The organism is Streptococcus sp. SCPM-O-B-15304 (M98) (genome assembly GCF_058200215.1).
Window position 1 is genome coordinate 101,079 of sequence record NZ_JBYQGQ010000003.1, and the last position, 16,414, is coordinate 117,492.

Annotated in this window: 10 protein-coding genes and 1 pseudogene; 1 reads left to right on the forward strand and 10 read right to left on the reverse strand. The window is 33.5% G+C overall.

The features are described from left to right. Positions 1–170: 170 nt before the first annotated feature. The 10 genes and pseudogenes from AC3E7H_RS02800 to AC3E7H_RS02845 form a co-directional block, all read right to left on the reverse strand. A complete protein-coding gene (locus AC3E7H_RS02800; protein ID WP_048789096.1) occupies positions 171–467 on the reverse strand; it encodes a DUF5966 family protein in 297 nt (98 codons plus the stop codon). A 13-nt stretch (positions 468–480) separates the two neighbouring features. After that, positions 481–765 carry a DUF5962 family protein gene (locus tag AC3E7H_RS02805; RefSeq protein WP_000969637.1) on the reverse strand — a complete coding sequence of 95 codons (285 nt, stop codon included), beginning with the start codon at positions 763–765 and terminating at the stop codon, positions 481–483. Between the two features lie 74 nt (positions 766–839). Next, positions 840–7,058, reverse strand: coding sequence for a DEAD/DEAH box helicase family protein (locus AC3E7H_RS02810; RefSeq protein WP_490676066.1), 6,219 nt, complete (start codon positions 7,056–7,058; stop codon positions 840–842). 47 nt (positions 7,059–7,105) lie between these two features. Beyond that, a complete protein-coding gene (locus AC3E7H_RS02815; protein WP_000387515.1) occupies positions 7,106–7,516 on the reverse strand; it encodes a thrombospondin type 3 repeat-containing protein in 411 nt (136 codons plus the stop codon). 245 nt (positions 7,517–7,761) lie between these two features. Beyond that, positions 7,762–8,031 (reverse strand): annotated as a pseudogene (locus tag AC3E7H_RS02820) (phage tail tip lysozyme); the annotation flags it as partial. Between the two features lie 247 nt (positions 8,032–8,278). After that, a complete protein-coding gene (locus AC3E7H_RS02825) occupies positions 8,279–9,649 on the reverse strand; it encodes an ABC transporter ATP-binding protein (protein WP_048773348.1) in 1,371 nt (456 codons plus the stop codon). After that, positions 9,643–10,332, reverse strand: coding sequence for an energy-coupling factor transporter transmembrane component T (locus AC3E7H_RS02830; protein WP_162837406.1), 690 nt, complete (start codon positions 10,330–10,332; stop codon positions 9,643–9,645). Before AC3E7H_RS02830 ends, AC3E7H_RS02825 begins: the two co-directional genes overlap by 7 nt. Then, the gene (locus AC3E7H_RS02835; protein WP_042768183.1) at positions 10,329–10,916 is read right to left on the reverse strand and encodes an MptD family putative ECF transporter S component; all 588 of its coding nucleotides are present in this window, start codon (positions 10,914–10,916) and stop codon (positions 10,329–10,331) included. Before AC3E7H_RS02835 ends, AC3E7H_RS02830 begins: the two co-directional genes overlap by 4 nt. A 21-nt stretch (positions 10,917–10,937) precedes the next feature. Further along, positions 10,938–12,662, reverse strand: a complete 1,725-nt coding sequence (locus AC3E7H_RS02840; RefSeq protein WP_084888027.1) for an ABC transporter ATP-binding protein — start codon at positions 12,660–12,662, stop codon at positions 10,938–10,940. A gap of 4 nt (positions 12,663–12,666) precedes the next feature. Continuing rightward, positions 12,667–14,424 (reverse strand): ABC transporter ATP-binding protein, encoded by a 1,758-nt coding sequence (locus AC3E7H_RS02845; protein ID WP_000653339.1) that lies wholly within the window; start codon positions 14,422–14,424, stop codon positions 12,667–12,669. Positions 14,425–14,650: 226 nt separating this feature from the next. Here AC3E7H_RS02845 and AC3E7H_RS02850 point away from each other — a divergent pair, with 226 nt between their 5' ends. Beyond that, positions 14,651–15,613: a helix-turn-helix domain-containing protein gene (locus AC3E7H_RS02850; protein ID WP_048773342.1), complete on the forward strand. Its 963-nt coding sequence runs from the start codon at positions 14,651–14,653 to the stop codon at positions 15,611–15,613. Positions 15,614–16,414: the final 801 nt, after the last annotated feature.

Below are 16,414 nucleotides of genomic sequence, written 5' to 3' on the forward strand. Positions count from 1 at the left end.
TACTATATATTATAAGAAAAATAGAAACTCTAAAGCATTCTGTACACTTTAATTTTAATTCATCTCTTTTTGTTTCTCACACTAAGTACTAAGACGGGATTATAAGCACATCAACAAAAAACTCTATTCAAACTTACCTTTGAATAAAGTCTTTTAACTATCTAAAAAGTTCACATTTTATGCTTATTTATGGAGTTAATGAAGCGCCAACTAAATCCTAGAACCAACATCAGATTGATGAAAAGGTACACAGCCGTAAAACTAGTTAAACCATATTGTCTGATATCATCAAAATATAAAGTAGGTTCAGTAAAGAACAAATAAATTCCATAAACCTCCACGAAAATAAGAAAACTGACAAAACCAATCAGGAAAAGTCCACTGGCAATAAGAAAGAGTCTCCATAAAAGAATGAGAATTCCTCCAACTGCTAAAAAAATTACCGGGATAAGGAGTAAATCATTCATGACTTTCTCCTTTCTAATCAATCAACTGACGATAATGGGTGGCAAGAGAGGAATCAAACTCTTCTAATTTTTGAACTAAGTCCAAATACTCTTCTTTTTCATGTTCTTCAAAGTCCACACCTTGATGATTCTGAAGAGCGATTTCCAATTGACTAGTGAGCTCTCGTTTAGAAAAACTGTAATCCCCTGTCACTTCCTCATAATGTTCCTTTAACTCCTTGTAGGCTTGGTATTCTTCAGGTGTTTGAAATCCCTGTACCAAAGCCTCTTCTAATTGATAATAGGTATCTTCCATCATAATCGTTACCTCGTTTCTTTCTATCTTTATTCTACCGCGCTTTTCTTTTCTTGTCCGCTATTTATATCTATTTTTTAATCTAATTCAAAAGAAAGTTGTTCTTGCTTTTCTTTTCCTTTTTCGTGGAATTGTCGTAAGGCCTGATCAATAATATCTAAATCCGTTTCTGTTTCAATCAATGGCGCGAGTACATCGTATTCGGCCTTTTTAGTTTGATAATCCTCTTCCTTTGGAAAATTTTTCTCAATTTCTACCTTAGCAGTAGTCCATTTATCCTTTAATTCATCCAATAAGTTCTGAGTTTTCACTTGGTCATCTTTAATGTGGTCTATCGTATGCTGAAGCCTTTGAATTGTCCCCAAAGGAGAATACAAATCCAAACTGACAGAATACTGATTTTCTCCTACAATCTTAACAGAGAAGGTTTCAGGAAGAGGCTGATTCGTTGGTAGACTAAGCATTTTAATGTCAAATCCTCGATAACTTGCTAGGGTTCGAAATTCTTTGCTGTCAGATTGATTATGACGGATAAGACGGTGTAGGGATTCACCTGCTTCAGCTCGTTGCTCAAAAACTTGTTTACCTATCGTCATAGAAAATGATTGGTCTTTCGACATTTCAGACTGTTGAATGTCGCCTTCATACTTGCTTAATCGTTTCTCAAGAATGGGCATATTTTCTTCACAGTAAGAGATTGTATGACGATAGTGATCCTTGCTGCGTTGAAAGGCGCGTCTTTGATTTTCTAATAGAGTTAGATCATTCTCTAGTTCCATCTTATATTTGAGATAAGGATTACCTGTTGCTAGTGCCTTAAAATCAGAAGCTGTCATAGTCTGCTCATCAATGTCTTCTGCAGCACGAATCGGCTCCTTAGAAGTCATAATTTGCTTAATATAACGGAGTTTGTTCTCCTGAGTTGCCCATAGATAATTATCAAACGAACCTTTGGTAATATAGTGGTAAATATCCACTTCCTTGTTTTCATTTCCCTGTCGGATAATCCGTCCATTGCGCTGCTGAATGTCACTTGGTCTCCACGGTACATCCAGATGATGAACTGCTTTCATCTTGCTCTGAACATTTAAACCTGTTCCTCCTTTTTCAGTTGAGGCAAGGAGAATCCGCACCTCTCCTGCATTGACCTTTCGAGACAAACTATTCTTCTTTTCATCACTATTGGCATCATGTACAAAGGCAATTTCCTTACTAGGGACTCCTCTATCAACTAATAAAGCCTTAATCTCAGAATAAACATCAAAGCCATTATCTTTTTTCTTAGGTGTGCCAATATCTGAAAAAATCATCTGAGTAGCCTTATTTTCCATTCCCTCACGATAAATTCTTTCAACATTATCCACTACCTGAAGCAGTTTATGATTATCTGCTAGACTATAACTAGAGTCCAATAAACGCATATCAATTGCTAGTTTTCGTGCCTCACCCGTAATTTTTAACATGTTATCCTGACTCGGATCAACTGTTCCACATTTGACCATATCTGACCTCATAACCAATTCTTCTAGATAGAGTTTCTGGTTTTCAGTTAACTCACTCTCAATAGGGATAATATGAGCTTCTGGAACAGGTAAATCCAACATATCTTGTGTTTGAATGTCGGCTGTTTCTTTATAGATTTTCATCAACTCAGGTAGATTGACAAACTTTTTAAATCGTTTCTTAGGTTGGTACTTATCCCCTGTAGGAGCTAATTCCATAGAGTTTTGAATTTCTCCAAAAGCACCTACCCAAGAGTCAAAATAATCAACTTGATAGCGTTTTAAGATATCCGGTTGAATGTAGTTCATCATAGTATACAACTCACTAATAGAATTGGAAACAGGTGTTCCTGTCGCAAAGACAATATTTTTAAAATCATGTTCTTCCTGAATCTGTCGAACCTTCATCTCCATATCCACATTCTTCTTAGAAGTTGTATTAGTAATCCCTGCTACATTCCCAAGTCCAGTAATTGGACGAATATTTTTAAAGTGATGTGCTTCATCCACAAAGAGAAAATCAATTCCTAAGTTCTCAAAATCAATAAAACTATCACGATTAAAGCGTTGGAGTTCTTCCAATTGTTTCTCTAGACCACTTATTGATTGCTCCGCTTCTTTAACGGTATACTTGTTTTCAGAATGTGTTTTAATCTCTCGTAGTTCATTGAGTTTATCCTCAATATAGTTCATCTGTCTTTCTTTACTGACAGGGATTTTTTCAAATTGAGAATCCCCAATGACAATGGCATCGTAATCTCCTGTAATAATACGTGACACAAATTGTTTTCTTCTCGCCTTCACAAAATCTTTCTTAGTAGTCACAAAGACCTTTTTAGTAGGGAAAAATTTCATGATCTCTTGGCCAAATTGAGCAGACAAACTAGAGGGCACCACATACAAGGGCTTATGAACCATCCCCAACTCCTTTAATTTAAACCCAGCACCAAGCATGGTCAAGGTCTTTCCTGAACCTACCTCATGAGCTAATAAAGCTCTTTTTTCTTCTACGATTCTTTGAATGGCATTCTCTTGATGAGGGCGAAGGCTGATGTTTTGTGCCAAGCCATCAATGACTAGATGGCTACCGTCATACTCTCGACTAACTGTTCGATTATAAAGACGATTATAGCTTTCCTCAATGACTTGTTGGACTTCTGGATACCGTGAGACAAATTCTTGAAAGAGCTCTTGTAAATGCTGCTCTTTCGCTCTTAGAACAGAAGTTTTTTCCAAATCTGTGATGGTCTTTTTCTTTTCTCCTTCCGTAATAGTCATGGTAATAGTAGGTTGGTTCGAATTAAGTAAATTCTCAAAAATCTTTCTTCCTGTATCATAACGTGACCCACTGACTCCAAGACTACTATCTTTGGCACTTGGATAGCGATAAGCAAATGATGTCCTTAAATGAACCTGCCCATCAACAGGATTCACTTCAATGACTTGTTCTACATCAGGCGAAGACAATTCAAATTCACGATTGGTAAAACATTCAAAGGCAAATTTACCATAAACGGATTGAGGGATCCAACGTGACCCTATTTTGAACTCAATATCTGCCAGATGAATCCGCGGAGGGCGAACAGATTCTAACAAATCTAAAGCGTGGTTCCAATCATATTCTTGGTTGTTTTCCTCCACTAATAGTTGAACTACTTCTATCTTGTTGAGAATATCTCCTGACAAAAACTGGTTCTTAGAAAGATATTTTCTTTCTCCTCTTAAATATCTTTCGGGATCTATTAAAATCTGGTCACCTAACTCATCTAAAATAGCAGCTTGGCTATGTTCGGGATAAATTGATACCATATAGTCTAAATCAACCCCTCTACCATCCGATAAACTAGAGTTTAAGGCATCTAGAGCAGTTGAAACTCTTGCAATCACTCTCTCTGGCCTAACCAATGCTTTCTCAAAGGCTAAAGATTTTTTATATTTTACTTTCTGATCTTTAGAATCAATGTATTCATCTTCTAAACTTGCTAGTAAAGAATACTTATCGTCACTATCAAATAAGTTCCGATTAACGGAGGCATTCAAGTATCCAAATTGACTTACAAAGCGGTCATAGTCACGATTGAGTTTACTAAGTAATACCTGAAAATCTGTCCGACTATAATCTTGATGACGTTGAATTTCAATTAAGGATTGATAGGTCTCTCTCAAATCAACCATGCCCTTAATGCGACCAATATCCTTATCCGATAAGGGACTTTCATAAAAGACAGTTTTTTTGAACAGTCCCTTATATTTCCCTCTTTTACTCGCTTCTTCTGACTTGTAAACATCTAGTGCTTCCTCATCTGTCAAATGAAGTTGCACAAATCGATCTATTTTATGTTCAGACAAAGAACTGTCCCAAGCTTTAAAATCTCCATTCTCATCTACATAATAACTAATTTCGTCTACTTTTGAACTGTTCCGAATGCCATGCGTATCTCGGTAATAAATTTGATTTCCCTCGTATCCAAAAGAATAGAGCGCTAAGTCCTCACGTATACGACTTGGGATAGAATTATCCACTTCTTCTTGGATAAAAACAGGTGCTTTCAAAGAATTGTCAATTTGTTTAAGTGCTTCCACATTCTCTAATGCTTTCATTATGTCAGTAGCTAATGTTTCTGATACCCCCTTAACATTGAGAGTACCTCCATTAAAATTACGTACCTCATATTCACCCAAAACTTGTGTATTGTATTTCCCATCAAAATATGGATTGATCCAGACACGCTTATCCTCCTCAAAGGGAATAGAACCATTAAAAACAAGTTCCTCTTCATTAAGATTCTTTGCTTGGTCCTTTTGAAAGAAGAGGAGATCTGTAGTCACTCGGGTACCTGCAATCTTTTTAAAAGCCGTATCTGGCAACCGAACTCCCCCTAAAAAATGAGTGTTGGATTTAATCTCTTGTAAGACATTATCTGTCCGCTTATCCATTGTGCCAATAGATGAGATAATCGACACTTGTCCTCCGTCTCTTACTAAATCAAGTGAGTGTTTGACAAAGTAGTCGTGAATCATATAAGGTTTATCATAGTTTTTATCGGCAATGCGAAAATTTCCAAAAGGAACATTCGTTAAGACTAAATCAAAACTATTATTTTGATAGGGAACTTCTTCAAATCCTCGCACTTCAATATGGGTATTGGGGTGGAGTTGTTTTGCGATTGCGCCTGTCACACTGTCTAATTCAACCCCATAGAGTTCTGATTTATCTCGTATACTTCTAGGCATAGCCGCAAAGAAGTTCCCAGTTCCCATAGAAGGATCTAATATCCTTCCTCCCTCAAAACCATCATCCAGTAACTTTTGCCAAATCTGGCGAATAATCATTGGGTCTGTATAATAGGCTGTGAGAGAACTTTGTTTCATAGTGGAGTATTCTGATTTACTTACTAAACTCTTAAGAGTTAAACGTTCTGTTTCATACTTTGGATTGAGTTCATCAAAAAATTCATTGGCAAGGCCACCCCATCCGACATACTTGGCTAGTAGTTCTTGTTCTTCTGGATTTGCTTGTCGTCTCTCTTTTTCTAATCTTTTAACAAGTTCAATTGCGGCGATATTCGTTTCAATTTTTTCTCGATTTGTCTTAGGATAAAAGTCCTCTAAATCATCTGGAAAAACAAAATCTTGAACAGGAATATCCAACTCTTCTACACTTGAAATAAGTGGTGTTGATTCTGTTTCCTTATCTCTTTCCTTTTCTTCTTCCAGGTAGGAAAACAAATCTATTTCCTGATTTTCACTTGATGAATCAATCTCAATCTCTGAATCTTCTTTTTCAAGTTCTACGATAGACAATACTTGTTCAATCTCTTCTAAACTGTTCAAGTATAAGATAGGACTTTCTTCAAATAACTGGTTGGAATCATTGAATAGCTCTAGGCGAACTAAGTTATTTAACTGTGCATTTTCAATCGAAACCAACTGAAATACTTGTCCTTTATAACTTACTTGTGAACCGATTGGATATTTCCTCAAAGCTTCTTCTACAATTTTATCGACATTAGAAAAAGAGTTCGTTTCTTCCGTTTCCTGTTCAACATCACTTGAAGGAGACAAAGATTCCTCTACTTGATTAGACTTTTTTCTTATAGCCTTTACTTCATCAAAATGAGTAATAATCTTCAGCTTTTGTGTCAGTGGGAGTTGTGTGTAGTTTTCTTCATGATGGACAAGATCCGTCACGGTATCTAAAGTAGCCATCAATTCTGAACCCAAATAAGCTAGAACATCTCCCTCTTTTTCTTCAAAATGAATCTCAATAACTTCTTTTTTAAGCTCTTTTGAGTCAACCATTAGAAGAAATTCCTCTATATCTCTACTAATACGGTCAGATAGATTATTCGCAACCCGATAGACATTGACTAAATTGACATCCTGATTTTGATGAAATACAAGCTCACTTAATGGTTCTAACTTCTCTTTTCCAGATTGGATGTGAAATCGAGTGGAAAGGTTATAGGTTGCGACTTCTAGCACCAAGTTTTTCTCCCAATTGCTTAATTGAGATAATTTATCTAGACCTGCTTGTCCAAAATTTCTTGTGTAACTTTCTAGATCTTGGTCATTATTCTCAGAACTGGCCTCTAGGAAAGAAATAATATCTTGATGAAATGAATAGACATGAGGTATCTCTTTTATCTTGCCCTCTTCAGCCAAAAAACTCTCTACCAAGTCTTGCCATTTCTCATCAAAATGTTGCGCTTGATAACGAAGAAATAGGCCCATTTTCTCCCTATCTTTTGGAATTGTTCCACGAAACATAGCCAATAATTGCATTACTTCCATACTCGCTCCTTTCATCTATACGAAAATAGGAGAATCACATGATTCCCCTACAACTCTATCTCCATTTCAACCTCTTGAGGACTGGTTTCTAAATCACTAGACAAAAGAGAAACGGCATCTGTTCTCATGTAGTAAGTATATAAGTCTTCTAGGTCTTGTTGGTTTTCAATCCCTGTTTCAATACTAATCAGAGCCTGTATAAATTCCTTGTAGTGACTCTCCATCATATCTGAAATCTTTTGTTTCATTTCCATAAATACTGAAGACGGTTCAGTTATACTTGTTTGGCCCATGTCTTGTAAATCCTTTTCTAAGGGATTGGTTCCTTCTTCTACTTCTACTAAATCTGAACGACCATCACCATCAGAATCTGCGCTAAGAGGATTGGTTCCTAGCGTCAATTCTTGAGCATCAGTTAGTCCATCTTGATCCGAATCACGTTGATAAATGGCTTCCATATACTTCCTTCTTTCCTAGTTAATCTTTTTTCACTCCAATCCTATCAAATATTCCTTGAAAGAAGTATCACAACAAAAAAAGAGAACGAGCCAAAACTGCGTTCTCCTTAAAATGTAAAACATTACTATTAAAGTAAAAAAGACGACTTACAGAACCTGTAAGCCACCTAGTCAGTCGGTTTATTCTGGTGTCTACCACCGCTTGGCCCTTGAGATTTCAAAAACTCATAAATATGTTTTGCTCATTCAAACTCATCCCCACCAAACTGACTAATTGCTGGTAAAATAGTAGTCTGAAGTTGAATGACTTTTGGGAAATAAAATTGAAGATTGACATACACCAATTTTTCTTTCTTGTTCTTATACTTTTGATAAGAAACTTTCAAACCTGTATTATCTGGTGTTTCACCGATAACATCACCCGTTAGAACTCTTGTCCCCTCAATCGCACGGCCATTATGAATGGAATATAAGGTTAAACGACTCCCATTCTCTCCTTTTCCGTTAGTGATAATAAAAAAGGAGGACTTCTACACTTTGGCGTAAAAAGTCCTCTTTTAGAAATGTATTCTTTTTCTATTATATTATTTAATAACGCATAAAAATTTTCCTAAACAAAATATCTTACTTTCACACGATAAAAGAAATTCACATACACTTATATTTTCTATTATCATGTCATGATATTTCATATTTTTATCTCCTTACATCTTTAAATCTCCTTTATTTTGATTTTTCAAATATGAGTATCACTATGGATATTTACAAATATATAACATTGTCAGCTATCGAATTTAAAAATTCTTGGTCATGTGAAACAATGAATATTATTTTCTTATCGCTTTTACATTCGTTGATCAGATGGGATATGTTCATCATATTGCAATAATCCATTCCACTAGTAGGCTCATCAAAAAACATAAGTTTAGATTTTTTACATAGTACAGATGCAATTGCTACCCTTTGCTTTTGTCCACCTGACAAGCTCATTGGATGACGATCTTTTGATTCATATAAATCAAGTTTTTTCAGAATATTTTCAACATAACTACTTTCAATATTTTTTATTCCAAGACCTACTTCACTTGCAATAGAATCGGTAAAAAGCTGATGATTAACATCCTGCATTACAAGGGATGATATTTTTAGCCTATCTGATTTTGAAAGTCTTTTGCCGTCCAAATAGATTTCATCCTTCGATTTTCTTTCTAAGCCTATAAGGCATCTGAGCAAAGTGGATTTACCAAGTCCGTTTGTTCCTACTATGCCGTAAATTTTTCCCATTTCAAAAGAGAGGTCTTTTAAATGCAATTTTTTATCTATGCCATTAAACTTAAATTCAATGTTTTTTACTTCTAAATTTCCCTTATTTTCATTTTCGGGTACTGTAAGTTTTACTCTATTCTTATTTCTTAAACCTAACTTCTTTAGCTTTTCAGACGGTATTTTCATAAAATCTATTTGAGTATATTCCTTTTGTATTTCCCCATCTTTAATCAAAAAAACTCTATCTACAATATCCATTAGATAAAATATTCTATGTTCTGAGATTATAAGAGTTTTCCCCTTATCTTTAAGTTTTATAAGCATTTCTTTTATGATTAAAATGTTTTCTTCATCAAGATTTGATGAAGGCTCATCTAAAACAATGATTTCCGTTCCAGATATATAACTTGCAGCAATACATAAAATCTGCTTTTCTCCACCCGAAAGCTTAAAAATATCTCTATTTAAAAGATGTTCTATCGGAAACAAATCCAACATATCATTTAGTCTTTCATCCATTTGTTTTTTTGAAAGTCCTATATTCTCCAAATAGAGAAGTAATTCAAGAGTAGTATTTATATTGAAAAAGTGTGTCTTTGGATTTTGAAATACATTTGATACTAAGAGCGATATTTCGTATAATTCGAGGTTTTTAATATCTTTATTATCAATCCTGATGGTTCCACCCATAGAAGCTCCATCATATCGTACAGCTAACCCATTGATAGAATTTATAATTGAAGATTTTCCGCTACCACTTTTCCCAGTAAATAATACACATTCGCCTTTTTTTACATCTAAAGAAATGTTTTTTAACACTTTAGGAGAATTTCCATAAGATAGAGATAAATTTTCAATTTCTACCATAAAGCTCCTCCTATAACCATAATCAGTATTGAAAGCACATAAACAAAATCAACTGTTTTCGTTTTGACGGATATGTACCTAGTTTTTTTAACAGGATTTTCAATACATTTTGTTTCTGCTGCCTTTGCAATATCATCAGAAATATTAGAAGACATAACAAGTAAAGGCACAATTACATACTCGATGTATGAAATTGGATTTTTAAATGTAATACCCCTTATTTTCATAGCAAGTTTTATATTGTGACTTTCTTCCCTAAATGAAGGAAAAAACCTAAACATTACAGCAATTGGTATAGAAACAGTACGAGGTAAATTCATTTTATCCATTGAGGATATTACACTTCCTACATCCGATGTTTTTAAAAAAAAACTTCCCGCACTAAATGGAAGATAAAACATCTTACATACAGCAAATAGCATAAAAAACATCATTAAAATCGCATTCATATTTCTAATTACATCAAGATTAGGTATCAAAGAAAGAACCCCAAAAAATGATATGTTTTTTAAGGCTTCTTTCTTAAATCCATTCATTAAAAAAAGAAATGAAATAAGAAGCACAATTCCCCATTCAAAATAGGTATTTACTTTATAAAATACAGCAAATCCAAGTGAAAAACTTACTAAAATTTTACTAATTGGATTGGGATTATATGGATTGTCTAAAGAAACGAGCATTATACAATACCAGCTTTTTCGAAATGCTTTTTCAAAAAGACTTTACCGATATATGCGCCGAGTATCCCGCCGACAACAGCACCGATATATACTAATACCATACTTCGATAATTCAAAAGTGCTATGAGCTTCATTATATAATCGTGACCCATACCGCCTGTTTCCGCCAGTTTAATAACCTTGTCTTTAGCCAACAAAACTTGCATAAGGAAACCACAAATCCAAGTGTTGAATACGACAAATGAGAGCATATTAAATTTAAATGATTTATATTCTCCTTTTTTTCTTAAAAGTTCCGCAATTGCCATACTGATTACAGCATGTATCAATATTACATATGTATTTCCCATTGCAATTGCTAAAAGACTACAAATCAACCCAAGTATAAATAATCCCCATGATTTTTGAACTTTTGCCATAAAGAGCATTATAACTATTCCTGTTATAATGCCTGCCAGTGTAGGGTATGCCAAGTATAAAATCGGTACAATACCAATCATTCCCGAAGCAAACATAAGTACAAAATATATTACTGTAAATACACCTATCGTAACTAAATCTTTAATTCTTAATTTTTCCATTTTTATATTTTCCTTCTAAATAAGTTTTCACTGAATATTTGATTTTCTAAGCATTGCTTTATAAAATTCCGAGCTTTTACAAAGTTCTTCATCTGTCCCTATCGCTTCTATTTTTCCGGCATTTAATAAAACGATTTTGTTTGCATTTCTTATTGTTCTTAATCTATGAGCAATAACAATTGCCGTTTTTTCTTTTATAAGTTCGGATAAAGCCTCTTGAATTAGACTTTCATTTTCAACATCCAGAGATGCTGTAGCCTCATCAAGCAATATGATTGGTGCGTCTTTTAGTATTGCCCTTGCTATTGAGATTCTTTGTCTTTCTCCGCCTGAAAGTCTTTGTCCGTTTTCACCTATTACTGTATCTATTCCATCCGGCATTTTGTCTATAAATTCATAACATCTTGCTATTTTAGCCGCTCTTATAATCTCTTCATCTGTAGCATCTTTTTTACCGATTTTTATATTATCTTTTATGCTTGAATTAAAAAGAGTAACATCTTGGAAAACGATAGAGAAATTTTTAAGGAGTGTTTCCGGATCAATTTTACCGATGTCCTCTCCCCCTATCAAAATCTTTCCTTTATCTATATCCCAAAATCTTGCAGCAAGCTTGGTGAGAGTTGTTTTTCCGCTTCCGCTTGAACCGATTAGCGCAGTGATTTCACCCTGCTTTGCAGTAAAGCTCACACAATTTATTACAGAATAATCATCATATCCGAAATAAACATCCTTGAACTCAATATCGTAATTTTTAATGTCAATATCTTTTTTGCCTTTTTGAACAGGCATGGTCTTTATTTCCTTTATTCTCCCTACAACCGCATCAAGCATAACTATCATTGACATAAAGGTGATTATTCCTTCTATAGGAAGATAAATACTTGCTGTAAGCATTAAAAATGCGATATAAACCAGCGCACTTACCTCCCCTGCCATAAGCATGTTGACGCCGATAACGGCAACACTTATAATTCCAAGCTTTAAAATTGCGGCAGCTATTCCTGTAAGTGTTCCGGCTACAACTTCACCTTTCGTCTTCTGTTTTGTGGATGCATTTAATTTTTCAAAAAAATCATTTAACATCCTATCTTCTAAGTTGTAAGATTTTATTTGCTCTATCTGCTCTATATTTTCCTGTAGATTATCAAAAACCTTACGATTATCATCTATCCAGCCTTGTACTATTTTTTTCTGACTTTTCTTTGATAAAAATATAATCAAAATAGAAATGGGAATTACCCAAAGGGCTGCAAGTGCAAGTTTCCAATTATAGAAGATAAGCATTAAAGCAATAATACTTGTGGATATAGCCGTTGAATATATATGAGGTACAGCATGAGAAAAAATTGTTTCATATAAGTTCATGTCATTCATCATGGTTTCCGCAAGGTCTGCCAAATCTCTTTTACCAAAATAAGAAAGAGGTAATTTCTTTAACTTTTCCGCTAACTCAATTCTTGAATTTGCACTCTCGTTGTACACATTGGTGTAAAGTCTTACATAATCCCACCTCGCTATTAAGAACATCACAATCATCATTACTACAATTAGTGCAATATAATGAACAGAAGTAAAATTGTAACTCTCAATACTTTTTAAAATGCCTATATACTGAAACAGAAACATAAAACCGATCATTGGTGCGAACAATTTAGTTAAATTAACAAGCGTGTGTGAAAATATGGCTTTTTTTAAGTTAAGAGCGCCTTTTTCTGACATCGCATATTTTTTCATAAAATAAGAAACCATATGTTTAACCTCCTATCTTCCAATTTACGGATTTTTGATATTCTTCCCAAAGTTTTTTGTAAGGCCCACTCATACCGATTAAATCTGAATGCTTGCCTTCTTCTACAATTTTCCCCTTATCAATAACAAGAATTTTATCCGCATCTACTACTGTAGATAATCTATGAGCAATCATCAATGTTGTCTTGTTTTTTGATAGCTTCTTAAAAGACTCTTGAATCAAATGTTCATTTTCAGGATCTGCAAAGGCTGTAGCTTCATCTAAAATGATAATATCTGCATCTTTCAAAAAAGCTCTCGCTATAGAAATCCTTTGAGCCTCTCCTCCTGAAAAATATGTGCCTTTAGTTCCGTAAACAGTATCAAGTCCTTTATCTAAATTTTTAATAATATCTTTAGCCCCTGAATTGATTAAGGCATTGTCAATTTCTTCATTAGTTGCATCAGGCTTTCCGATTAAAAGATTATCTCTTAAACTCATTTTAAATAGTTTAGAGTTTTGAAAAACAAAAGCAATTTTTCTCATTAAAGCCTCTTTTTCAAAATCTTTTATATTAATTCCTCCAATATAAATTTCACCTGTTTTAATATCGTAAAATCGTGCAGCAAGCCTTGCTATAGTAGTTTTACCACTGCCTGATGATCCGACTAAAGCAACTCGTTCTCCTTTATTCACCTTAAATGAAATATCGTCTAATACATTTTCATCTTCATAAGAAAAGCTTACATTTTTAAACTCTATCCCAACATCAGAACTTGTTTTATTTCCATAAACAAAATCATCAAACTCAAGTATATTTTCAATTTTATCTAAAGCAAGTTCTGCAAAATAACTGTATTGTGTAATCGTCGCAGTTCTCATAATAAAAGTAGCAAATGCCGGTCCTATTAGGAAGTAAATAACAGAATCTGCAACTACATTAGATAAGTTTCCATTAAATTTTATTAATAGTAATGCCACAGGTACCAAGAAAAATGCCGTCGATGTAGAAACGGTTTCAAACCACGACATTTTATTCGTATAACTCATAGTAAGCTTAAGTACATTGTCTTTTGTTTTTATGATTAACGAATATAACTTATCAAAGCTCTCAACACTTTGTGCAAATGTTTTAACAACAGGAATTCCTCGAACATATTCCACAGTCTGAGAAGATAAATCGGAAAGTCCTGCATAATACTCATCCTTCATTTTTTTTGTTTCGGTTGTCATCATAGATGACATCAATGTCATACCGATAATCATCGGTATCATACTGGCAAGTCCTAACTTCCAGTTAAACACGAAGAAAAATACAAGCAGGACGATTGGCGATATAATGGTCATCGCCATATCAGGAAGTTGATGCGCTATAAAAGAATGGGTTTCAGACGCTCCGGACACAATTACATTTCTTATCCTTCCGCTTTCTTTGTCATCGAAATACCCAAGCGGTTTGTTTATTAGTTTTGTTACGGAAGTCTTAATAATGTTATCTTCCACTTCAAATGCAAAAATATGGGATAAAATTAAACCTATTAGGTATATAAAAAGCCCCAGAACGGCAAAGACTGCTGCATAAATTGAATTTTCCTTTACATAATCAAAATTCACCATCCCATTTAAAATTAAGTTATTTACAATTCTATGAATATATACCATAGGCATCAAAACCATGACACCTGATACAGCAGACATAACCATAGCAATATAGAGTAAAAAACTTTTTTCACCACCGTAAGCCATTAGTCTTTTCAGTATTGATTTCTTCTTATCCTTCACTGAACAACTCCTCCTTTTTTTAAAATTAGCAAACCCTATAAATAGCCTTTTTAGACTGATTTTAGAGGCTTGTTTTCAAACTCTTTTGCAATACGCATAGTTTTTCTTGTTTTTATCTATCATTTATTATATAATAAATGAGGATTTCAATCAATTAGATATGGCTAAATAAGTCTATTCGGGATAATGTCTATTCGGGATAAAATATAAAGCACGGAGGTATAATATGAGTGATTTTTATAACTTTGTTAAAAACTTTTTTTCTACAGATGAATCTATCGATAATACAAAATACTCCACTGTAGGACATGAATTCCGTTTTAGCACGGATAATGCAGAAGGCATATATTGGTTTTACGAGGGCGATAATTTCACTATTGATATTTATGATGTTTTCATAAAAAAAGAAATTATCCATACAAGTTTTTCTGGTTTGAATAATTTCTATTCCCTTTATTTATCTTATTTAGTTACAGCAAACGGTGAATGTTTTAATCCTTATCAAAATCTTTCTTCAAATTCACTTTATACTATAAATACAAAAAATTCTAAAGACTTTAGGTTTTTACTTCACAAAAACTCTCCTTATTTAGGAATCGGTATAAATTTCAATCAGTCCATGATAGAGCAATGCCTGTCCTCTTATAAGAATAAAGTCTGTAACTATGAAGATTTATTTTTTAATACCAGCATTATAATAAACAAGCCTTTAGAAAGAATCGCAAAAGATATCCTTAATTGCAAGATGGCATCTCCTGCTGCTGAAATCTTTTTTGAGTCAAAGGCAAAGGAATGGTTAAGTATTACAATAGACTCTTTTTTAAATAAGTACAGCAATCCACTATCTATTGCCGATGATGAGGCTTTGAAAAATGTCACCAATTATATAGACGATCATTATGCAACATCTATCTCACAGGATACTTTAGAAAAAATATCCACTATGAGCGGCACAAAACTAAAAAAGTTATTTAAGCAAAAATATCAATGCACAATTACAGAATATACTCAAAGACGGAGAATGAATATGGCGGAATTACTCCTACTGAACTCTACCCTTAAAATTCAAGATATAGCAGAGGCTGTAGGATATTCCTCTCACAGTAAATTTAGTACATGCTTCAAAAAATATAAGGGATTTTATCCCAAAGACATAAAAAAATATGCGAAAAATAATCTTTCTGATTAAATACATAAGGATTTAACTTTGGGGACGGTTGAGTTAGACCTTATTGGAAAATGTTAAAGTCATAATTGGTAAACCTAAATAAATTATACGTTTAGGTCTTGTTATTATCTTGTAAAATCAGTAAAGTAGCTAATTCTACTATTTTTAGGGAGTTAGTCACAAAGAAAATCAAACAGTTAGACTGACTGTTTAAGTATGAAAAAAGCAGATAAAAAATCCCTTGAGTAAATAACTTAGGGGATTTTAAAGGTTGGGATAGGGTATTGAAAAGCTCGTACAAAGTATAATAAAAATCCCCACCAAATTTTGAAAATCTATTGAAATGTATTGAAGTTTATTAGCAGAATACATAAGTGGAAAGCTTGATTTTAATACATTTAGAAGATTAATGAAAAAGAAATATCACACTTTCATTCTTATTAAAATCCTTATAACTGTATTTTGAATGATTTTCCCCAATCAAGCATCCCTCTCTCTTATAAAATATATACATTCAGTTGTATGAAATGTAATATTGTTCTTATCAGACTTGAAACTTTTACTAATCCAACTATTTATCTTACACATTTATTTTAAACCTACAGTATCCTATTTTCTTAATATTCTACAGTGTAACACTGCATTTATATTATAACGCTAATATGTTCAGAAAAGAAATACTTTGTAAGTCAATGTCTGTTATAACGGAAATTGTTAGAGATGTCTATCATGACAGAAATTGAGATAATGTCCATAACTTCCCTGAAGATAAATTATGTAATCACAAACTATTTCATATCCAATCTAGTGTAGGTTGTTTGG

Excerpts from the sequence above, each read along its gene's own strand:
- AC3E7H_RS02800 (WP_048789096.1), bottom strand. The coding sequence starts at position 467 with ATGAATGATTTACTCCTTATCCCGGTAATTTTTTTAGCAGTTGGAGGA.
- AC3E7H_RS02805 (WP_000969637.1), bottom strand. The coding sequence starts at position 765 with ATGATGGAAGATACCTATTATCAATTAGAAGAGGCTTTGGTACAGGGA.
- AC3E7H_RS02810 (WP_490676066.1), bottom strand. The coding sequence starts at position 7,058 with ATGGAAGTAATGCAATTATTGGCTATGTTTCGTGGAACAATTCCAAAA.
- AC3E7H_RS02815 (WP_000387515.1), bottom strand. The coding sequence starts at position 7,516 with ATGGAAGCCATTTATCAACGTGATTCGGATCAAGATGGACTAACTGAT.
- AC3E7H_RS02825 (WP_048773348.1), bottom strand. The coding sequence starts at position 9,649 with ATGGTAGAAATTGAAAATTTATCTCTATCTTATGGAAATTCTCCTAAA.
- AC3E7H_RS02840 (WP_084888027.1), bottom strand. The coding sequence starts at position 12,662 with ATGGTTTCTTATTTTATGAAAAAATATGCGATGTCAGAAAAAGGCGCT.
- AC3E7H_RS02850 (WP_048773342.1), top strand. The coding sequence starts at position 14,651 with ATGAGTGATTTTTATAACTTTGTTAAAAACTTTTTTTCTACAGATGAA.